We start from the raw sequence: 21193 nt of genomic DNA on the forward strand, positions 1-21193 counted from the left end.
CACAAAATATAAAAGGTTCTGGAAAACATGATTCATGGAGTGCAAGAAATTTTGATAATATTTTGAAAACGTTTTATTTTTTGATATAATAAATCATACAAGGATATAATGGCAAGAATATTGTGATTGTCATCTACCGTTAAGTTGTATATGGATATCAAATTGGTAGTACAGTTAATCAAGTAGGTATTGAAAAAGAAGCATCTAAACTAGTCAATAAATTATCTATTCATCTGTTTGAACGTCTTAAATTGGTATAAAAAAGCTATATAGGAGCAAATCAGTATGATATTAAAAAGTAATAAAAGAAACATAAACTTCATGTTGATGTTAATAAGTGCTTGTTGCTGCCTTATTTGTCTAAGTGCCTGTCAGTCAAATAAGGTAAATTCGGTAGATGATTATAAAATGGCTATCTGGGATAGCGATAAAATAGCTGTCTTTGATGATTATGATTTAAATGAGTTCAAGGTTAATATATCTAGAAAAGAGAAATTTATCTATTGGGCAGAAAGTTTTTCGGAAGCAGGATCCTATTCAACTGCAAAAACAAAAGATACCTCAGGTCTAAAAAGATATGTCTCTAGAATTAATAAGGAAAATTTAAGTGAAACGTTTAAATTAGCAGAAGGAAATGATGCATACGCATCTATAACAGATGGGGATTATTTATATGCAACTGCTGTCTTTACAGATAGAATTGAATTTTATAAATATGATAATAATTTAGAGGTTATTACTAATGTTACCGTGAAAAATGATGGTCAGTTAAATGCCAGTCAACAGTTTGTTATTGTAGATAATTATTTATACTTACTTGTAACCACATTGGATTTATCAACCCAAGTTCCTAATACGGAAATTTGGAAAATGGATAAAGAGTTCAACATCGTGGAAAAATATAATCTTGACGAAACATCAGCATATATGAGAATGGTTAATGTAGATGATGTCTTGTATATTGTGGAAGCACTTAGTGGGCGCAATTCTGATGGAGAATATAAGTCGGGAAATAAAATAATGGTTTTTGATTTAAAGAGTCAGAGCAAGAATTATATCGATATTCCTGATAAGTATCCAACAAATATTCACTATGATGCTAAAAATAATCAATTGATTATAGAGAATGAGGGATTATATAATGGCGAATTTTCCTTTACTACAGTCAATCTAGACAATTTAGAAGAAGATATTATTCATCTGGAAGGCTTTAGTACAGAGCAATATATTGCACCGTATTTTACATTTAAAGACAACATCTATTATTTTTTATTTAATGATTCTCTGGTTAAATATGATATTGTTGATAAGAAACAAACAGTTATCAATCTAGAAAATTATAAGATAAAAGATGCACATTATTTGATTGTTAAATAGTTTATTTATTGGGTGAAAGTCAAATAATAGAAATTTAATCTTTAAGATGTGCTTAAGTATAGTTTTAGTAATCTCTCCTTATCTCTGGCTAAGGGGAGATTTAATCTAGTTTGTTGTCAGCATAGATTTAGAAGGTATTTGAAAAGTCCTGCAAGGAAAAGATTTGAAAGATATCATGATAGTTTTTTTTATAATGATCAGTTATCTTTCTGAGTATTCTGAACAATAGATTCTTTGCAAAACCTTGTAAAATATTTAGAACTTTTTAAAAGTAGATAGGAGTCTTGAAATTATGGGCACATGGGATGCAACGATTTTTGGAAATGACACCTCCTTAGATATTAAAGAAGAATTCTTCGAGAGATACAATCAAGGAGAAGATGCAAATACAATTAAAAATGACTTGACGTCGGATTTGTACGATGACGATATGTATGATGTCTTGTTCGCCTTAGCACACTGTTTATGGGAAGTTGGGCAATTAGATGACGAATTCTTGCTTGAAATTAAAGAAATCATTCTCAACAAAGAGGATTTAGAACTTGCCCAAGAATTGGGGGCAGATAGTGAATTTTTAGAACAAAGAAGTGAAAATCTAGAAAAGTTTTTAGAAAAAATTAGTGTAAAAAAAGAAAATCCCAAAAAGAGAATTGCTCCGCCTGTTCCTATAGAAAGCAAATATAGGAACGGTGCTGTGATGGTTTTTCAGTATGAAGATGGCATGTATGGTGCTTTGATAGCGGTAGATGGAGCTTTCTTTGATAAGGAAACCTATTATGCTTATCTGCAGACTGATATTAAAATGACCACAAAACCCACTATGGAAGATGTGCGATCAGCACGAATTCTCGATCCAAGTTTTCATAGTGCAGAATACAATTCATTTCGTGATTCTAAGTATTACTACTCTTTTGTAAATTGTATTTCAGGTTATTTAAAAAGTACAGCAACTAAAAAATTTGAAAAATACAATGATAGTGTTTTTGAAATAATAGGCTATCTTTCAGATTGGGGGAGTTGCTGTAGCGCGGCTTCTGGAGGATTTGATTTCTATAAACAAAAATCAAGTGATGAGTTTAAGATAAGCGTTGTAAAGGAATTGAATAAAAGATTTGATGAAAAACTTAATACTCGAACAGAATTGATTATTGATGAAATCGACAAAGAATTTATCCTTTCTAACACGAGAAAAGGTGGTGAATAAAGGCTCTTTAGTATAAATTCTCTATAAAACTTCTCAAATCTCAATAGATACTTTTTAAAGTGGTTTAGACAGCCACTTTTTGCTATAATAGAGGCAGTATTAAGGAAGGAGTCGGCTATGGAACACTCATCTTGGCATGCTTTGATTAAAGAGCAATTACCTGAAGGTTATTTTGGAAAAATCAATCACTTTATGGAGCAGGTTTATGCTCAAGGAACTGTTTATCCGCCTAAGGAAAAGGTTTTTCAGGCTCTTTTGACGACTCCTCTGGAAGAGGTTAAAGTGGTAATTCTAGGCCAAGATCCCTATCATGGGCCTGGTCAAGCTCAGGGCTTGAGTTTTTCAGTTCCAGATTCTATTCCAGCACCTCCTTCTTTGCAAAATATTTTAAAAGAACTTGCGGATGATATTGGGGTAAAACCGTCTCATGACTTGACCTCTTGGGCGGAGCAGGGTGTTTTGCTTCTCAATGCTTGCTTGACTGTCCCTGCTGGGCAGGCTAATGGTCATGCTGGTCAGATTTGGGAGCCATTCACGGATGCAGTGATTAAGGTTGTCAATAATTTAGATAGACCTGTGGTTTTTGTACTCTGGGGTGCTTATGCACGTAAGAAGAAGTCCTTAGTTAAAAATCCTCAGCACTTGATTATCGAATCAGCCCACCCAAGTCCTCTTTCTGTTTACAGAGGATTTTGGGGCTCCAAGCCTTTTTCCAAGGCCAATGCATTCTTAAAAGAAACAGGACAAAAGCCAATCGATTGGCTTAGATAAGGAGAGAATATGCCTCAGCTAGCGACAATTTGCTACATTGATAATGGAAAAGAATTGCTCATGCTTCATCGCAATAAAAAGCCTAATGATGTCCATGAAGGAAAATGGATCGGTGTAGGTGGAAAGTTAGAGCGTGGAGAAACTCCACAAGAATGTGCTGCTCGTGAGATTTTAGAAGAAACTGGTCTAAAAGCAAAACCAGTATTAAAAGGAGTGATCACCTTTCCAGAGTTTACACCGGACTTGGACTGGTACACCTACGTCTTTAAGGTGACAGAGTTTGAGGGTGAATTGATTGACTGCAACGAAGGGACCTTAGAATGGGTTCCTTACGATGAAGTTTTAAGCAAACCGACTTGGGAAGGTGACCATACCTTTGTCGAGTGGCTTTTAGAAGATAAACCCTTCTTTTCAGCCAAGTTTGTCTATGATGGTGATAAGTTATTGGATACCCAAGTGGATTTCTACGAATAAAGGAGTATTGTTATGTTAGTAATCAAAAACGGCCGTGTGATAGATCCAAAGTCTGGTTTGGATCAAGTTTGTGATGTTTTGGTTGATGAAGGGAAAATCATTCAAATCGCTCCTGAAATCCAGGAAGAAGGTGCTCAAGTAATAGAGGCTACTGGTCTTGTAGTTGCGCCTGGTTTGGTGGATATCCATGTCCATTTCCGTGAACCTGGTCAGACTCATAAAGAAGACATTCATACAGGTGCTTTAGCAGCCGCAGCAGGTGGTTTTACAACTGTCGTTATGATGGCTAATACCAATCCAACTATCTCAGATGTTGAGACTTTAGAGGAAGTTCTTCAATCTGCAGCTAAGGAAAAGATTAACGTTAAGTCTGTAGCTACAATTACCAAAAATTTTAATGGTCAAGACTTAACTGATTTTAAAGCCCTTTTAGAAGCAGGGGCAGTTGGTTTTTCTGATGACGGGATTCCTCTTGAAAGTAGTAAAGTTGTCAAGGAAGCCATGGAAGAAGCGAAAAAACTAAATACTTTTATTAGTCTTCATGAAGAAGATCCTGGCTTAAATGGTACGCTTGGTTTTAACGAAAATATCGCAAAAGAACATTTCCATATCTGCGGTGCAACAGGAGTTGCAGAGTACGCTATGATTGCTCGTGATGTCATGATTGCCTATGCAACCAAGGCTCATGTTCATATCCAGCATTTGTCTAAAGAAGAAAGTGTCAAAGTTGTTGAGTTTGCTCAAAATATGGGAGCAAATGTAACTGCAGAAGTAGCTCCACAGCATTTTTCTAAGACTGAAACGCTTCTATTGACTAAAGGAAGTAACGCTAAGATGAATCCTCCTCTTCGTTTGGAATCAGACCGTCGCGCCGTCATTGAAGGTTTAAAATCTGGAGTCATTTCTGTCATTGCTACTGACCACGCGCCTCACCATGCTGACGAAAAAAATGTTGAGGATATTACCAAAGCGCCATCAGGTATGACTGGTTTGGAAACTTCTTTGTCACTAGGTTTAACCTACTTGGTTGAAGCTGGCGAGTTGAGTTTAATGCAATTGCTAGAAAAAATGACCTACAATCCAGCAAAACTGTATAATTTTGAAGCAGGTTATCTAACTGAAAACGGGCCAGCTGATATTACGATTTTCGATGATAAAGCGGATCGAGTTGTATATACACATTTTGCTTCTAAAGCAGCTAATTCACCATTCATTGGTGAACAATTAAAAGGGCAGGTCAAATATACTATCTGTAAGGGACAAATCGTTTATCAAGCAGATTAGGAGCTTGAGGATGAATTATTTTCGTAAACTTAGAAATCGAAAACGAAATGCTTGCCATGGAGTATTTTGTCCAGCAGCTAACCGTGCTAAAATTCAGTATGAAACCAAGGAAAAAGCTGATCACGCCGTAGGCTATGATAATGGTGGATTGGTTAGAAGCTATTATTGCGCCTCATGTAATTGTTGGCACACGACATCAAAAGCTAGTAATCCACCCTTGAGCTTGAGAAAATACGGCTTAAAGCTTTTTGGCTTGGATGAAAAGGAGTAGAAAGAGTAGGTATGCATACAACAGAAACTATTAAAGATAAAATCATCTTATTTTTAAAAATTTTCTTTCCTATTTTAATTTATCAATTCGCTAATTTTTCCGCATCTTTTGTAGATACCACGATGACAGGGCAATATAATACACTGGATTTAGCGGGTGTTTCAATTGCAACTAGTTTGTGGAATCCTTTCTTTACCTTCCTGACAGGGATTGTCTCAGCCTTAGTCCCTATTATTGGTCACCATTTGGGACAAGGAAAAAAGAAAGAAGTTTCTTCGGATTTTTATCAATTTCTTTATTTGGCTTTAGCCTTATCTATCCTACTTTTTGGCTTGGTTTTCTTTTTAGCACCAATTGTCTTACAATTCATGGGGCTGGAAGTGGCTGTATCCAGTGTTGCCATACGTTATCTGTGGCTCTTAGCAATCGGTATTATTCCTCTCTTACTTTTTAGTGTTATTCGTTCGCTACTTGATACGCTAGGACTGACAAAATTGTCTATGTATCTCATGCTTCTTTTACTTCCTTTAAATAGTGGATTTAACTATTTACTAATATACGGAGCTTTTGGTTTTCCTGAGTTAGGAGGTGTAGGAGCAGGTCTGGGAACTTCCCTTGCCTACTGGGCTTTGTTGCTGATTTCGGTTTTGGTCTTGTTAAAGCATAAAAAGCTCAAGGGATATCAACTCCAAAGACCTATGCCCCTACAAATCAAAAAAATCAAGGAAGCTATTTATCTTGGTCTACCAATAGGTGGAACTGTATTTGCAGAAGTTGCTATTTTTTCAGCCGTCGGCTTGATTATGGCGAAGTTTTCATCATTGATAATAGCTAGTCATCAGTCTGCCATGAACTTTTCATCTCTCATGTACGCTTTTCCTATGAGCATTTCAACAGCAATGGCTATTGTGATTTCTTTTGAGGTAGGAGCTAAACGGTTAGACGATGCAAAACAGTATATCCATATTGGTCGTTTAACAGCTATGGTCTTTGCAGTTTTAACACTTAGTTTCCTTTATATTTATCGTGAGAATGTTGCTAGTCTCTATGGTCAAGATCCAGAATTTATCCAACTAACAGCTTCTTTTATGACCTATAGCTTGTTTTTCCAGTTAGCTGATACCTTTGCGGCACCTTTGCAAGGGATTTTAAGAGGTTACAAGGATACGATTGTTCCTTTTTGCCTTGGTCTTCTTGGATACTGGGGTGTAGGGATTCCGCTTGGCTTATATCTTGATTATTCGACTAGTTTAGGTGCGTACTCCTATTGGATTGCTCTTATCATTAGTTTAATGGTAAGTGGAATTCTTTATCAGTGGCGTTTACAAGTTATTATGAAAAGATTCAAATAATTTGTTGAAAAATGATGAAAAAACAGCTTGTGAAATTTGTATTTTATATAAAGAAAAGTCTTGATTTTACTGACTTTTCTTTTTTTATATTGTGAAAAATTGCAAGCATATTTTTTGACACTAATTAACCTATAAAGTAAAATAGAACTATAAGAATTTAAACTTAGAAAGGCAAGATTATGTCAACTTTAGATAAAAATCTTTTGCTTGAGATGTTCCGTAAGATGGAAGAAATTCGTCGTATGGACTTAAAAATTGCTCAATTAGTAAAAAAAGGAAAAGTGCCAGGAATGACGCACTTTTCTGTTGGTGAGGAAGCTGCTAACGTCGGGGCTATGTTAGCTCTAAACGCAGATGACCTGATCACTTCAAATCACCGTGGTCACGGTCAAGCCATCGCTAAAGGTATTGACCTTAATGGTATGATGGCTGAAATCCTAGGTAAATATACTGGAACTTGTAAAGGTAAAGGCGGGTCTATGCATATCGCTGACCTTGATGCAGGTAACCTTGGTGCCAACGGTATTGTAGGTGGTGGTATGGGAATCGCAGTAGGTGCTGCCCTTACTCAACAAATGAAAAACACTGGTAAAATCGTTGTCTGCTTCTTTGGTGACGGTGCAACAAACGAAGGTGTCTTCCACGAAGCGGTGAATATGGCTTCAATCTGGAATCTTCCTGTTATTTTCTACTGTATCAATAACGGATATGGAATCTCTGCTGATATTAAGAAAATGACAAATGTTCAACATATTCATGAACGTAGTGCTGCTTACGGTATTCCTGGTATGTTTATTCCTGACGGAAACAATGTAATTGATGTATACGAAGGATTTAAAAAAGCGGTAGAGCACGTTCGCTCTGGTAAAGGTCCTGTCTTGATTGAAAGTGTAACCTACCGTTGGCTTGGTCACTCATCATCTGACCCTGGTAAATATCGTACACGTGAAGAAGTAGAAGAGTGGAAGCAAAAAGATCCAATCGAAAACCTTCGCAAGTACCTTGTTGAAAATAAGATTGCTAACGAAGAAGAACTTGAAGAAATTCAAGCACAAGTTAAGGAAGCAGTGGAGGCATCTGTTAAATTTGCAGAAGAAAGTCCATTCCCTCCACTAGAATCAGCATTTGAAGATATTTACGCAGACTAAGGAGAAGTAGAGAAAATATGGAAACTAAATTAATGTCTTTCCGCGATACCATTATCCTTGCAATGTCTGAGGAAATGCGTCGTGATGAAAATGTGCTTTTGATGGGTGAAGATGTCGGAGTTTTCGGTGGAGACTTCGGTACTTCAGTAGGTATGCTTGAAGAATTTGGTCCAGAACGTGTTCGTGACTGTCCGATTTCTGAAGCTGCAATTTCTGGTGCAGCTGCTGGTGCTGCAATGACTGGACTTCGTCCAATCGTAGATATGACTTTTATGGACTTTTCTGTAATTGCCATGGATGCTATCGTTAACCAAGCCGCTAAAACTCGTTATATGTTTGGTGGAAAAGGTCAAGTACCAATGACAATCCGCTGTGCAGCTGGTAATGGTGTAGGTTCTGCAGCACAACACTCACAATCATTAGAAACATGGTTTACGCATATCCCAGGATTGAAGGTTGTAGCTCCAGGTACACCAGCTGATATGAAGGGACTTCTCAAGTCTTCTATTCGCGATAACAACCCTGTTATCATTCTTGAATACAAATCAGAATTCAACCAAAAAGGTGAGGTTCCTGTTGATCCAGACTATACTATCCCACTTGGTGTCGGAGAAATCAAACGCGAAGGTACTGATGTAACAGTAGTAACCTACGGTAAAATGCTTCGTCGTGTCATGCAAGCAGCTGAAGAATTGGCTGAAGAAGGGATTTCAGTAGAAGTGGTAGATCCACGTACTTTGGTTCCACTTGATAAAGACATCATTATTAATTCAGTTAAGAAGACTGGAAAAGTAGTTCTTGTCAACGATGCCCACAAGACAAGTGGTTTTATCGGTGAAATTTCAGCTATTATCTCAGAATCTGAAGCATTTGACTACTTGGATGCGCCAATTCGCCGTTGTGCAGGTGAGGATGTACCAATGCCTTATGCACAAAATCTAGAAAATGCAATGATTCCGACAGTTGAAAGCATCAAAGATGCCATCCGTAAAACATATAATAAACAATAATACATAAAATAAATTATGTAAAAAATTAATTAGACGAGAAGCTTTGTATCTTTTAGGTGCAGAGTCCTCTACGTCCTTGATATCTTAGATTAGAGCACGGGCTAAAGTCTGGGTGAAAAAGATAAACTTTCCTAGAAACTAAAGTTTCTTCGTCAAGTTTCCTATTTTCACTTTGACTTTTGACGCCCTTAGTATCTTATAATAGAATAGGAGAGGTCATGGCTGATGATAAGCTAAGAGCGACTCCTGCGGCTAGAAAATTAGCAGATGATTTAGGGATAAATCTCTACGACATTTCTGGCTCAGGCGCAAACGGTCGTGTCCACAAAGAAGACGTGGAAACATATAAAGACACTAACGTGGTTCGCATTTCACCACTCGCAAAACGAATTGCACTAGAGCATAATATTGCTTGGCAAGAAATTCAAGGAACAGGTCATCGTGGTAAAATCATGAAGAAGGATGTTTTAGCCTTTCTTCCTGAAAATATCGAAAACGATACGATTAAATCACCTGCTCAAATTGAGAAAGTGGAAGAAGTTCCAGATAACGTAACACCTTATGGTGAAATCGAACGTATTCCGATGACTCCTATGCGTAAGGTTATTGCACAACGTATGGTTGAGTCATACTTGACTGCTCCAACCTTCACGCTTAACTACGATGTAGATATGTCTGAATTGCTTGCCCTTCGTAAGAAGGTCCTTGAACCAATCATGGAAGCAACTGGTAAGAAGATCACTGTTACAGATTTGCTTTCACTTGCGGTTGTCAAAACTCTTATGAAACATCCATATATCAACGCTTCGTTGACTGAAGATGGTAAGACTATCATCACTCACAATTATGTCAACCTTGCGATGGCGGTTGGTATGGATAATGGATTGATGACACCTGTTGTTTATAATGCAGAAAAAATGAGCTTGTCTGAATTGGTTGTTGCATTTAAAGACGTTATTGGACGTACTTTAGATGGTAAACTAGCTCCTAGCGAATTGCAAAATTCAACCTTCACCATCAGTAACTTGGGGATGTTTGGTGTTCAATCATTCGGTCCAATCATTAACCAACCGAACTCAGCAATCCTTGGGGTTAGCTCAACAATTGAGAAACCAGTTGTTGTTAATGGTGAAATCGTGATTCGTCCAATTATGAGTCTTGGTTTAACAATTGACCACCGTGTCGTAGATGGTATGGCTGGTGCTAAGTTTATGAAAGACTTGAAAGCTTTAATTGAAAACCCAATCTCAATGTTGGTTTAAAGTATTTGTTTTAGAAATATAGATAGAGGAAGTAAGATATGGCCTTAGAAGTAATTATGCCAAAAGCCGGCGTGGATATGACAGAAGGACAAATCGTCCAATGGAATAAAAAAGTCGGAGAATTTGTAAAAGAAGGAGAAATCCTTTTGGAAATCATGACTGACAAAGTCAGCATGGAATTGGAAGCAGAAGAAGACGGTTACTTGATCGCTATCCTAAAAGGTGACGGCGAGACTGTTCCTGTTACTGAAGTTATCGGTTATCTTGGTGAAGAAGGGGAAAATATCCCAACAGCTGGAGCAGCTGCACCAGAAGCTAGCCCAGCACCTGCAGAAAGTGCTTCAAACGATGATGGTAAGAGCGATGATGCTTATGATATCGTTGTTATTGGTGGTGGACCTGCTGGATATGTTTCTGCCATTAAAGCAGCTCAATTAGGTGGTAAGATTGCTCTTGTTGAGAAATCTGAACTTGGTGGAACTTGCTTAAACCGTGGGTGTATCCCAACTAAGACTTACCTTCACAACGCTGAAATCATTGAAAATATCGGTCATGCAGCAAATCGTGGTATCGTAATTGAAAATCCTAATTTCACTGTTGATATGGAGAAACTTTTAGAAACAAAATCTAAAGTTGTCAATACCCTTGTAGGTGGTGTTGCAGGACTTCTTCGTAGCTATGGAGTTGATGTTCATAAAGGTATCGGTACTATTACTAAAGATAAGAATGTCTTGGTAAACGGTTCTGAATTACTTGAAACTAAGAAGATCATTCTTGCTGGTGGTTCAAAAGTAAGCAAAATCAATGTTCCTGGTATGGAATCATCTCTTGTGATGACTAGTGATGACATCCTTGAAATGAACGAAGTACCAGAAAGCCTTGTGATCATTGGTGGTGGAGTTGTCGGTATCGAGCTTGGACAAGCCTTCATGACATTTGGTTCAAAAGTTACTGTTATCGAAATGATGGATCGTATTGTTCCAGCTATGGATGCTGAAGTATCTAAAAACCTTCGCTTGATTCTTGAGCGCAAAGGTATGACTATCTTGACAGGTACTAAACTGCAAGAAATCATTGAAGAAGATGGCAAACTCCGTATCAAAGTTGAAGGAAAAGATGATATCATCGCAAATAAAGCTCTTCTTTCAATTGGTCGTGTTCCAGACCTTGAAGGTATCGGAGAAGTTGAGTTTGAGTTAGACCGTGGTCGTATCAAGGTTAACGAGTACATGGAAACTTCTGTTCCTGGTATTTATGCACCAGGTGATATCAACGGTACTAAGATGTTGGCACATGCTGCCTTCCGTATGGGTGAGGTAGCTGCGGAAAATGCCCTTAAAGGAAATCACCATGTTGCTAAATTGAACTTGACTCCTGCAGCTATCTACACACTTCCAGAAGTAGCAGCAGTTGGTTTGACTGAAGAACAAGCTCGTGAGAAATACGATGTCCAAATCGGTAAATTCAACTTTGCCGCAAACGGACGTGCAATTGCATCAGATGCTGCTCAAGGATTTGTTAAAGTCATTGCAGACAAGAAATATGGTGAAATCCTTGGTGTTCATATCATTGGTCCTGCTGCTGCAGAGTTGATCAATGAAGCGTCAAGCATCATCGAAATGGAAATCACTGTTGAAGAAATGCTTAAGACAATCCACGGACACCCAACATACTCTGAAGTTATGTACGAAGCATTTGCTGATGTTCTTGGAATGGCTATCCATTCACCTAAGAAAAAATAAAAATAGATAGACTAGACTGGAATTATTTTCCAGTCTCTATCGTATTAGAAGGTATCTTATGAAATACATTATCAATCATTCAAACGACACTGCCTTTAATATTGCTTTAGAGGAGTACGCTTTTAAACATCTCCTTGATGAGGATCAAATCTTCCTTCTTTGGATTAACAAACCATCTATTATTGTAGGACGTCACCAAAACACTATCGAAGAAATTAACCGTGATTATGTTCGTGAAAATGGAATTGAAGTAGTGCGTCGTATCAGTGGTGGTGGAGCTGTTTACCATGATTTGAACAACCTTAACTATACTATCATTTCTAAAGAAGATGAAAATAAGGCTTTTGACTTCAAGAGCTTCTCTACACCAGTTATCAATACTTTGGCAGAACTTGGTGTTAAAGCTCAATTTACAGGCCGTAACGACTTGGAAATCGACGGTAAGAAATTCTGTGGAAATGCACAAGCCTATATCAATGGCCGTATCATGCACCATGGTTGTCTTCTCTTTGACGTGGATTTGTCAGTCCTAGCTAACGCACTTAAAGTGTCTAAAGATAAGTTTGAATCAAAAGGGGTTAAATCAGTCCGTGCTCGAGTAACTAATATTATCGATGAGTTGCCAGAAAAGATCACTGTTGAAGAATTCCGTGATTTACTCTTGGAATACATGAAAAAAGAATACCCTGAGATGACTGAGTATGTCTTCTCGGATGAAGAATTGGCTGAAATCAATCGAATCAAAGAAACTAAGTTTGGAACTTGGGACTGGAACTATGGGAAATCACCTGAATACAATGTCCGTCGTGGAACTAAATTCCCAAGTGGTAAAGTTGAAATTTTTGCTAATGTTATCGAGTCAAAAATTCAAGATATCAAGATTTACGGTGACTTTTTCGGTATCGAAGATGTTGCAGCAGTAGAAGAGGTCCTTCGTGGTGTTAAATACGAACGCGAAGATGTCCTTAAAGCACTTCAAACCATTAACCTAGGTCGTTATTTCGCAGGAATTACTGCTGAAGAAATTGCTGAAGCAGTTGTTGAATAAAGTAAAAGATATCCATTTAACATGGATATCTTTTATCTTAGACTTGATATTCAAAAATAATGAGAGTAGAATAAAGAAGAAATCTTAACAAAAAAAGGGGATCATATTCGATGATGAAAATTCCAGTTGAAAATCTCGGTTTATTTGAACAGTTAGATCGTATAGTAGTGGCTTTTTTTAGCAAACAACAACCTTCAAGTCCATATGATTTGAATATCAGTATTACACAAGAACACCTTGACCAGAAAAAGCAAGAGCTAGAACCATTAGGTTATCAAGCTGTCCAACTACCATTAGGAATGGCTTTAGATAATATCATTCAGCAACCTCATTATCAAAACTTAATCCTTGGTGGACTTGCTCCCGACGAAATTATAGTCAGCAAAGAAGAATTAATGCCTTTGAAAGATATTGTGGACAGTTTTTGTATTATGTACGCTGCAGCGAATAACAGACTGGAAAATAGTAAGGCTTATGAATTAATGAAAGATAAGACAGTTTATTTTATTGGTAAACTACTTACAGATATTCCAAAATCCGGTGATGAAATTGCTTATTTAGGAATTGATCGAATAGCGAGCGATGGTAAACCATATGAAGCAGTTAAATGCTTTCTAACGGAAGAGAGTGCAGAGAAGTTCAATGATGAAAAAAGACCAGTCACCCCTGCAAACTTGGCCTATCTAAAATCATTCTGGGGAAAACCAGTCATTATTGAGCCACACCGTAATTATTGGATCGAATTTTTATAGTTTATAGAAAGAATAAAAGAGCGTAAGATACCATAAAAAAATCCTACGCTCTTTTTCTAACACTAAAAATTACATAAATTATATTATGTATCTTATAAACTATCCAAGGCATTTTTCTGTTCGTCATTAACGATATGCGTATACAAGTCCGTTACCTGTGTGCTAGCATGTCCTAGTTGATGACTTACCAAAACCTGTGACTTGGTGGCATCATATAGACGAGTTGCTAATGTATGGCGCAGTTTATGGGGGGTTACGCGGACTTTAAAGTCTTCTGAATACTTGGCGACCATTTTTTCAACACTAGAAGCATCAATCCGATTTGGAACACCTCGATACAGGGTTAAGAAGAGGGCTGTATCAGTCTTTTCTGTCTTATAGCGTTTGTCTCGAATAGCAAGATATTGTTCTAAATAAGGCTTAGCAAAGGCAGCAACATTGACTGAGTCGCGCTTTCCACCCTTACGAGTAACATCAATCACCATCATTTTGAGGTTGAGATCTCGAAGATCAAGGTTAACTGCTTCAGAGAGACGGACACCAGAAGCAAGAAGAAGGGCAATGATGGCCAAATCTCGCTCTTTATTCTTATTAAAGGAGGATAAGGCGCGATTTGAGAGAGTTTTAGGGTATTCCTCATCTATATAATTCAAAAAACCTTCTGTTTCATCACCTAAAAAGAGTTTTTGCTTGATATTTTCAGCTCGGGCAGCCAAGGTTTCTTTCTTTTTCTTGGTAGCAACCTTCTTCATGACATTGCGATAGAAATAAGGTTCACCTTGTTCATTTTCAACTTCCTCGGTCAAATATTTATAAAGACTAGACAATGCAGATAAAGTACGGTTAATGGTTGTTTGAGAAACTCCTTGTTTAGTTGTATTGGCATTCAGCAACGGTCGTTCACGCAAGTAAAGAATAAAAGATTCCATGTCTTTCTTGGTCATATTCTCAAGTACATCTAAAGGTATATTTGCCATGGTGTCAGCATTCGATATACCAGATTCTAAAACCCATCTGAAAAATCGATCGTATTCCTTTAAGTATTCGTACAAGGTTGTAAAACTGTAGGGAACAGCTAATTTCGATTGGTAGTATTCCAGAACGTACCAGGGCATGACTTGTTTGAGTTTATCAATACGTTCTAATAAGATCTCGCGTTTCATGTTTTTCTCCAAATCTTTCTATACTAGTAGTATAGCATAGCCAGATATATTTTTCAAGAAAATTATAGTTTTTCGGAAAGAAGTTATAGGAGATATATAGGTTAACCGAAAAAAATTTTTGAGCAAAAAATGTACTTTATTCCCGTGAAAACTAAATCTTTCGCATACTAAAATTCTGTACACTATCTACTTGAAAACTAAAAATACAATCTTTTAAAATAATGTACTTTATAAAAATTTATGATAAAAAACAAGTTCAAATTTGAACCTGTTTTTTAAATTTTCCTATAAGGAACAAAATGTTCTCTTTTTCGTCTACGCCCTTTACAAAATATGCATGGCTCGATAGATCGTTTTACATTTGCAATCTTATCTACAATAGCCATTCTATAACGATGCTCTGGATTATTCTTACAAATCCACCAAAATCTTAATTGCGTATTATTTGGGATTCTTTCTGGATCCCCTAGAATAAGATTGTTAAGATAGTCCCACTCGTTCATCAAATCTTCAAATGAGATATTATCTTGTCTTTCTTTTAATTCTGCACAAAATGGACACATTTCTTTAAGATCTTTTGTCTCGGAATTTAAATACTTATTTAATATAATGCTGAAGCGCTCATGAAATTCGAAGTTACATTCTTTGCAGCGCCATAAATAAAACCTTTTTTCAGTTAATAATGGAACAAAACTATCTATTGAGACTTTATTATTTGGTGCCCACAATTTTGCTAGTTCAGGGTACAAATAATCAAATGTATTATACCCATTCAGAGGCTTATCGTTGTTACAGAAAGGACAACACTGAGAAACTTCTCTTCGAATTGGGATAGAACATAAATATGTCCCATGACACTTTGAACAATCCCACCAATATTTTTTCGTTTCTATTGTTGTCTGAGATAAATGAATAGGAATTTTATTTTTATCGCTCCATTCTTTGATGAGTTTTGGTTCTTTAAGGAAAATATTATTTTTAAATACCTCAGTCCTCCAGTCACATTGATTGGGACATGTTTGAAAGTTTTGATTTTCTAAATCGGTTCGACTGATCATTTCGGCTGGGCTACATTGAAAGTTGATTTTACAACAAGGACAAACCCAACTAACTACATTATTTGACTTAAACCAATATTCGGAAAAATCCCTTTCATTACTGAGGTCCCAAAATTCCCTCAAATAGGGATGTGTTTCATTTAGTGTATTAAAATCCTGAAGTTTTTCTCTATTTGAACAAAATGGACAAGACCTATCTGTTTTTTCAAATAGTGAGCATGAATACTCTCCGTGACAATTCGTACATTCCCATAACACATGAACATTAGATAATACATCAACTTGATTAGGTGTAATATTGTTCCTTTTAGACCACTCCTTGAGCATGGAAGAATTTAAAAAAGATAGAGGAGAAACATCAAAATCTTTATCCAATAACTCTTCAAATGAAGAATGACACTCCAAACAGTAATGACCACTTCTTTTAATTCGGTTCAATAATCTATCAATAGATAATTCAAATTTGCAATGACACTTATCACATTCCCAATGGATAGGTACTGTTATATTGTAACTCAGCTTCAGTTCGTTAAATTTAAATTTGTTTAAATGTTCGCTATAGATTTTAGCTAAATTTGGATAAATTGATTTGTAATCGCAATGATAGGAAGTTTCATTGCAGCCAAAATGAAACAAATCCCCACTTGTTAGTTGAAATAACCTCTTATTTGTCGCAGAATCTTTCCAACTTAATTGACACGTCGGACATTTAAAATTGAATTTTCTTTTACTATTGAACGGCAAGGTAAGAAGTTTCTCATCTAATTCTTCATCTTGCTCAATGCTGTAGTTTATATAATTTCTGAAATCGGGATAAACCTGAAGGACGCTCTCATTTTCATCAATGGAACGTTCACCTAATCCACAATGGGGGCAACACCTAAGATATTCATAACTGTCAAGCTGCACATCAATGATTTTCGCTTCCCAATGGTGTTGACAATAAGGGCAAGACCAATAGGCATATTTTAAACTATTTGACGATATTTTTTTGGGGTCAAGAACATTTCGTTTTTGATCCCAGTACATGTAAATAGCTGGATTATCTTTAACTTTCTTGTTCATTTCTTTCCTCATTTATAATTAGTTTTGCTGTCTAGTAAGTTTTTAATAGAAACCACTTTAGTTGATTTTTGAGGATTTTCTTGTTCAATAAGACCACCAGAATGAAAATCTATTTCTGAATCAGCGGTGATGATATTGTCTGCTAGGAAATCCTCACTGATAACCTTTTGAGAATATTTTAACAATCCTTCTGCTTTTAAAAGCTCATTCGCAATTTCTGGATAGACACTTGTTTTGATTATTTGTAATAGTTTTTGATTCTCATCACTTAACTCATTTTCTCTTTGTAGCTTCTGTTTTAAATCTTCATTAGTTGACTGTAGTTCAGAATTTAAACTACGTAACTTATCTGCTTCTTGTTTATAGCTGGCCGCAATGTTTGCTATTTTCTTGTAGTATTGGCTAATTTCCACCAATGCTCTTTTCATAGCACCTGGAGCACGATTTTTTGCCATAAAATTGTCAGGATCTATGGTCTTATAAGTAATTACAGCTTCATAATTTTCATCTTGGTATTTAATTTCACTTTCTTTTAAAAAATCCCTGAATCTTTTATTACGTCTAATGGTTGTATCCGCAACATTTTGATAGCCATTATTCCTAACATAGTCACCAAACCGAGGGATTTTTACCAAGCTTAAATCACAGGAACACTGGGAAATTAAATACTGTTCAAACAAATGAATCAATTCATCATCAGAAATTGATTTCTTTCTAGCCATTAGACTTATTCTCCTCTAAAGATAGTTGTTTAGCATTTAAGTAATCTTGATAGGTATTGCTAACTGTTTTTAATTTCAACAAAGCTTCTCCAATATCTTCAATATGACCTTTCCCTTGCCTAACTTTTCTAATCGCTTCATCTACAACCATAGCTTTTTCATCAACTGACTTTTTAAATGTTTTATCCATTGAAAAATAATCTTTACCTGCTTTACGGTAAAAAGGGCAGCTCGTACAAGCACCTAGTTCTGCATGCTCACTAATAACTTTCAGACAATCTGAATAATCACCTTTCGCAAAGCGGGGTGAGTAACACCGTCCTTTATTTTCTAAAGTGATGTATTGTCCTTGTGCTGTATAAAATGGCTGTCTCTTACTTATGGTGTAATTCGTATTCTTACTCGTTAGTTTACGATACATTTGATAACTACGACATTCAATAAATTGGCTTAAATTTGAAAAATAGTGAGATGAAGTTGTCACATCTTCATGACCAGCTAAAAGCATAGCTGTAACAGGACTAGCCCCTTCTGCAATTAAATTGATCATTGCAATGTGTCTCGTATCCCCAATTTCATCTAATCTAGCTGGAAAACTAAAATAATTAACTTGATAACCGTATTTTTGAGAAATAATCTCATTAAAAAAATACCTCAAAATAGTATTGAGATTAGTGTAAGTTAAAAATCGGTTATTAACACCTGTTCGACGACCCCAACGGTTATAATGAGGATCAGTCACAAATAATGTATCTAATTTAGTAGAATTATCATTTTCCGTAAGTTTGAGGTAAGTCTTTATTTCAGAAGCTAATGAATTAGTAATTTCATAAGTATTCAAAGTATAATCTTCAGAAATTTTATGTGCAACAAGTCGATCCCTTCCTTTGATTATATTTCTCCTTAATGTAAGAAAATATTTTCCATCTTTCTCGGTTAAACAGTTTCTTTGTATTAAAAGAAATTCTCTTGGCCTTAAAGGTAAAATTGCTGTAATCTGCCACCAGAGATACAATGGATAATAAAATAGACGTTCTTTCTTAGATAATGTTTGAGACCAATAATCATTTAAAATGTCATTAAAAGTAAAATAGGATTGAAATTGCGCTAATTGTCTTTGCTGTTTTGACCTCTGCTTTTTTTGAAGGTTGATAGTTAATTTATTATCTAATTGCTCCAATAGTTGATTTAGTTGACTATCATCTGAACAGGGAAGATTTGAGAAAAAGTCAATACATAAACCAGGAAATTTTACAGAAATATTTTCTAAATCTAAAAACGTATCTTTGGTTGTATTTTTAATAATTTGTTTAATATCCATTAGAAATAGCTGTAAAGTTTTTAAAACATGTTGTTTCATTGAGAAAACAATAAAACTTTTTAAGTAATCGATAAATTTCTTATAAGGCAACTGAAAAATTGATTGATAAAATCTCCTATATTGAAATTCAGAAATGTTAAAAAACAGGCTAATATTGGCATATTCATTTGTAGTTTCCCATTTCTTATGATCAAAATCGTAACTTAGAATAATTCCTTTATCAAAATAGTCATCGAAAACTTCTTTTGCTCGCAGAACACAATCACGGTCAAAAGTTTCAAAATAATTTTCAATTTTAAAAAGTTTAGCTTGATTGTTCAATTTATTAACTCCTTTATTATTTCTTCGTAATCATGTAACACGTCATCTCCATATTGCTCGCATAAAGCTTGCAACATTTCAGTTAAACAAGGTTTTATTTGTTCTTCTAAAATACTCCGAATTTTACCTTTTTCTAAATCAGTTCGAACTCTAGAGTATTGTTTGTTCAAACGATTGAATTCTCCTACTAATAACAATAAAGTAGATTTCGTTTGTAATTCATAATGACAACCGATGCAATGTTGCCTATCGTCATATGGACAAATCTTTCCAAGCGCAGATAAAAGACACATGCTTTCACCTTGTTTTGAGAAGGCTTCACCGTTTCCTATACGATGACAAATAGTAAGAAGTTGATTAGGCTCTGCTTCTTCTTCTACCAAAATCTTTAATGCCTTTTGCGATTTCACTTCTGCCTGAATGCTTAAAGCCAATGTTTTTTCAATCTCATTTGGTGTCAAATCTAACTGTTTAATCATCTGAGTCTGTTGACTAGGACTTAATTCTTTATACTTTCCTCTAGTTACAATCGTCAGGATCATTGATGGAATCATAGATAAAACACCTCGTTCAAATAGTTCTCTCGCAACCATTTCTGGTTTAAGCTGGCTTAGTTGGGCATCTTTTAGGTACGTTGTTGTAGTTTGTGCAAATTCATCGAATGAACCTTTATGGCTACGGGCTAATGCGGCTAAAAAATAGCCTTTAATATTTAACTCAGATTTTTCTTGCAAAACATCATCTGCTAACATGGCAACAGTTTGAAGATAGGATTTATTTGCAGATCTAGAACTAAAATTCCTTTCAAGAAATAAGTCTCCAATTTCTTTCCCCATATATCGATTAATTCGTTTATATTCTTTTATTTGTCGAATTAAAGGTTCATCATTATTATCTTTATTCAACTGATAATGAGCTTCACAGATAGCCAACAACGTTCCAATCAATACCTGACAACTCTCAGGGACCTGAAATTTAATCTGACTAATATTTTTAGTTCGCTTTGTTTTGTTTGGAGTAATATTTAAATAAGTTAAACGAGTTGTAATACTTAAAAGAGTTCTTCTTGCCTCACTGCTACTCCAATTACCACTTCTAACTGATTTTAGAACTTCTTTCGGTGTTCTAGGAAGTTGTGGATGTCCAAGTTGTTCTAAATCTGTTCCACGTAGCGCACATATAAAATGAAGTGCTAGAAATAGCCAGGTATCTGCGTAGTCTTTTGAGATTGCTGCTTTATAAAGCATATCTTCTTTTCTAATGTAATTGTCATTAAAAAGAAAATACAGTAATTCTAAATATTCGTCTAACTCATAAGCGTTAGTCTCCTGTTCTAATGTGTATCGAGGTGTAAATTCATATCTTTTGTGATAGTTACATCTCATTTTATTCATTAACCACTTTAAAAAATCAATAAAAACTTCGCCTTTTTGCTTTTCAAGTGCATATACTGCTTCTTCAACCAACAATTCAATCTCATTATCATTACAGAGAAATAAATCTCTTTTAAGATAAAAAGCAAGAAAATCTTGAACATAAAACATGTTTTCCTTAGATAAGTTGCTATCTTCTGAGTATTGCTGAAAATATTTGTAAGTTAATGGGAATTTTTGTTTAAATATAGGCTGAATTCCTGCTAAACCAGTTGGTCCAAGAAGATAATTGGTTATTTTTTCTATTAATAATTGAGCATCTTTATCTGAGATAGAATAGTTATCCAAATCAATCTCAATATTAAACCAATTGTTATCAACTAAAAACTTACTAATTTTGCCTTTATACTGTATATCGTTTTTTCCGAGTTCACTTAACAGATTTTCGATCAAAGATTTAATTGAATAAGTCATA

At 35.5% G+C, this 21193-nt stretch carries 19 protein-coding genes; 13 read left to right on the plus strand and 6 right to left on the minus strand.

Annotation, left to right across the window (positions count from 1 at the left end; genetic code table 11):
* Positions 1 to 32: 32 nt before the first annotated feature.
* Entirely contained in the window at positions 33 to 182 is a 150-nt protein-coding gene (locus AC3E7H_RS06175; protein ID WP_490676250.1) for a hypothetical protein, read from the minus strand.
* Positions 183 to 408: 226 nt separating this feature from the next.
* On the opposite strand from AC3E7H_RS06175, the gene AC3E7H_RS06180 reads away from it, so the two are divergent.
* From AC3E7H_RS06180 to AC3E7H_RS06240, 13 genes are all read left to right on the plus strand, one after another.
* The gene (locus AC3E7H_RS06180) at positions 409 to 1377 is read left to right on the plus strand and encodes a hypothetical protein (protein ID WP_049509215.1); all 969 of its coding nucleotides are present in this window, start codon (positions 409 to 411) and stop codon (positions 1375 to 1377) included.
* Positions 1378 to 1669: 292 nt separating this feature from the next.
* Positions 1670 to 2581, plus strand: coding sequence for a hypothetical protein (locus tag AC3E7H_RS06185; protein ID WP_490676251.1), 912 nt, complete (start codon positions 1670 to 1672; stop codon positions 2579 to 2581).
* A 117-nt stretch (positions 2582 to 2698) separates the two neighbouring features.
* Entirely contained in the window at positions 2699 to 3352 is a 654-nt protein-coding gene (locus tag AC3E7H_RS06190; protein WP_490676252.1) for a uracil-DNA glycosylase, read from the plus strand.
* A gap of 9 nt (positions 3353 to 3361) precedes the next feature.
* Complete coding sequence (locus tag AC3E7H_RS06195) at positions 3362 to 3826, plus strand: NUDIX hydrolase (RefSeq protein WP_001135775.1); 465 nt, start codon at positions 3362 to 3364, stop codon at positions 3824 to 3826.
* A 12-nt stretch (positions 3827 to 3838) separates the two neighbouring features.
* A complete protein-coding gene (locus AC3E7H_RS06200; protein WP_490676253.1) occupies positions 3839 to 5110 on the plus strand; it encodes a dihydroorotase in 1272 nt (423 codons plus the stop codon).
* Positions 5111 to 5120: 10 nt separating this feature from the next.
* A complete protein-coding gene (locus tag AC3E7H_RS06205; protein WP_490676254.1) occupies positions 5121 to 5381 on the plus strand; it encodes a hypothetical protein in 261 nt (86 codons plus the stop codon).
* Between the two features lie 11 nt (positions 5382 to 5392).
* Positions 5393 to 6733 carry an MATE family efflux transporter gene (locus AC3E7H_RS06210; RefSeq protein ID WP_490676255.1) on the plus strand — a complete coding sequence of 447 codons (1341 nt, stop codon included), beginning with the start codon at positions 5393 to 5395 and terminating at the stop codon, positions 6731 to 6733.
* 179 nt (positions 6734 to 6912) lie between these two features.
* Positions 6913 to 7881: a thiamine pyrophosphate-dependent dehydrogenase E1 component subunit alpha gene (locus AC3E7H_RS06215; protein ID WP_490676256.1), complete on the plus strand. Its 969-nt coding sequence runs from the start codon at positions 6913 to 6915 to the stop codon at positions 7879 to 7881.
* Positions 7882 to 7898: 17 nt separating this feature from the next.
* Positions 7899 to 8891 carry an alpha-ketoacid dehydrogenase subunit beta gene (locus AC3E7H_RS06220; RefSeq protein ID WP_075231349.1) on the plus strand — a complete coding sequence of 331 codons (993 nt, stop codon included), beginning with the start codon at positions 7899 to 7901 and terminating at the stop codon, positions 8889 to 8891.
* A gap of 218 nt (positions 8892 to 9109) precedes the next feature.
* On the plus strand, positions 9110 to 10153 hold the full coding sequence (locus AC3E7H_RS06225) for a dihydrolipoamide acetyltransferase (protein WP_490676257.1): 1044 nt from the start codon (positions 9110 to 9112) through the stop codon (positions 10151 to 10153).
* 38 nt (positions 10154 to 10191) lie between these two features.
* Positions 10192 to 11895, plus strand: a complete 1704-nt coding sequence (gene lpdA, locus AC3E7H_RS06230; RefSeq protein WP_490676258.1) for a dihydrolipoyl dehydrogenase — start codon at positions 10192 to 10194, stop codon at positions 11893 to 11895.
* 58 nt (positions 11896 to 11953) lie between these two features.
* Complete coding sequence (lplA, locus tag AC3E7H_RS06235; RefSeq protein WP_490676259.1) at positions 11954 to 12943, plus strand: lipoate--protein ligase; 990 nt, start codon at positions 11954 to 11956, stop codon at positions 12941 to 12943.
* Between the two features lie 110 nt (positions 12944 to 13053).
* Positions 13054 to 13695, plus strand: coding sequence for a hypothetical protein (locus tag AC3E7H_RS06240; RefSeq protein WP_490676260.1), 642 nt, complete (start codon positions 13054 to 13056; stop codon positions 13693 to 13695).
* Between the two features lie 92 nt (positions 13696 to 13787).
* Here the strand turns inward: AC3E7H_RS06240 and xerS are convergent, their stop codons facing one another.
* The 5 genes from xerS to AC3E7H_RS06265 all read right to left on the minus strand — a co-directional run bounded on the left by xerS (position 13788) and on the right by AC3E7H_RS06265 (position 21192).
* Positions 13788 to 14858 (minus strand): tyrosine recombinase XerS, encoded by a 1071-nt coding sequence (gene xerS, locus AC3E7H_RS06245; protein WP_490676261.1) that lies wholly within the window; start codon positions 14856 to 14858, stop codon positions 13788 to 13790.
* Positions 14859 to 15133: 275 nt separating this feature from the next.
* A complete protein-coding gene (locus AC3E7H_RS06250) occupies positions 15134 to 16981 on the minus strand; it encodes a zinc-ribbon domain-containing protein (RefSeq protein ID WP_490676262.1) in 1848 nt (615 codons plus the stop codon).
* Between the two features lie 8 nt (positions 16982 to 16989).
* Positions 16990 to 17703, minus strand: a complete 714-nt coding sequence (locus tag AC3E7H_RS06255) for a hypothetical protein (RefSeq protein WP_049550152.1) — start codon at positions 17701 to 17703, stop codon at positions 16990 to 16992.
* Positions 17696 to 19345 (minus strand): hypothetical protein, encoded by a 1650-nt coding sequence (locus AC3E7H_RS06260; protein WP_490676263.1) that lies wholly within the window; start codon positions 19343 to 19345, stop codon positions 17696 to 17698. Before AC3E7H_RS06260 ends, AC3E7H_RS06255 begins: the two co-directional genes overlap by 8 nt.
* Complete coding sequence (locus tag AC3E7H_RS06265; RefSeq protein WP_025197155.1) at positions 19342 to 21192, minus strand: hypothetical protein; 1851 nt, start codon at positions 21190 to 21192, stop codon at positions 19342 to 19344. Before AC3E7H_RS06265 ends, AC3E7H_RS06260 begins: the two co-directional genes overlap by 4 nt.
* Position 21193: the final 1 nt, after the last annotated feature.

This window comes from Streptococcus sp. SCPM-O-B-15304 (M98) (assembly GCF_058200215.1).

Bases quoted from the DNA above. Each gene is read 5' to 3' on its own strand.
- AC3E7H_RS06220 (WP_075231349.1), top strand. From the start codon at position 7,899: ATGGAAACTAAATTAATGTCTTTCCGCGATACCATTATCCTTGCAATG.
- lpdA (WP_490676258.1), top strand. From the start codon at position 10,192: ATGGCCTTAGAAGTAATTATGCCAAAAGCCGGCGTGGATATGACAGAA.
- AC3E7H_RS06210 (WP_490676255.1), top strand. From the start codon at position 5,393: ATGCATACAACAGAAACTATTAAAGATAAAATCATCTTATTTTTAAAA.
- xerS (WP_490676261.1), bottom strand. From the start codon at position 14,858: ATGAAACGCGAGATCTTATTAGAACGTATTGATAAACTCAAACAAGTC.
- AC3E7H_RS06180 (WP_049509215.1), top strand. From the start codon at position 409: ATGGCTATCTGGGATAGCGATAAAATAGCTGTCTTTGATGATTATGAT.
- AC3E7H_RS06185 (WP_490676251.1), top strand. From the start codon at position 1,670: ATGGGCACATGGGATGCAACGATTTTTGGAAATGACACCTCCTTAGAT.
- AC3E7H_RS06200 (WP_490676253.1), top strand. From the start codon at position 3,839: ATGTTAGTAATCAAAAACGGCCGTGTGATAGATCCAAAGTCTGGTTTG.
- AC3E7H_RS06240 (WP_490676260.1), top strand. From the start codon at position 13,054: ATGATGAAAATTCCAGTTGAAAATCTCGGTTTATTTGAACAGTTAGAT.
- AC3E7H_RS06205 (WP_490676254.1), top strand. From the start codon at position 5,121: ATGAATTATTTTCGTAAACTTAGAAATCGAAAACGAAATGCTTGCCAT.
- AC3E7H_RS06215 (WP_490676256.1), top strand. From the start codon at position 6,913: ATGTCAACTTTAGATAAAAATCTTTTGCTTGAGATGTTCCGTAAGATG.
- lplA (WP_490676259.1), top strand. From the start codon at position 11,954: ATGAAATACATTATCAATCATTCAAACGACACTGCCTTTAATATTGCT.
- AC3E7H_RS06190 (WP_490676252.1), top strand. From the start codon at position 2,699: ATGGAACACTCATCTTGGCATGCTTTGATTAAAGAGCAATTACCTGAA.
- AC3E7H_RS06225 (WP_490676257.1), top strand. From the start codon at position 9,110: ATGGCTGATGATAAGCTAAGAGCGACTCCTGCGGCTAGAAAATTAGCA.
- AC3E7H_RS06255 (WP_049550152.1), bottom strand. From the start codon at position 17,703: ATGGCTAGAAAGAAATCAATTTCTGATGATGAATTGATTCATTTGTTT.
- AC3E7H_RS06250 (WP_490676262.1), bottom strand. From the start codon at position 16,981: ATGAACAAGAAAGTTAAAGATAATCCAGCTATTTACATGTACTGGGAT.
- AC3E7H_RS06265 (WP_025197155.1), bottom strand. From the start codon at position 21,192: ATGACTTATTCAATTAAATCTTTGATCGAAAATCTGTTAAGTGAACTC.
- AC3E7H_RS06195 (WP_001135775.1), top strand. From the start codon at position 3,362: ATGCCTCAGCTAGCGACAATTTGCTACATTGATAATGGAAAAGAATTG.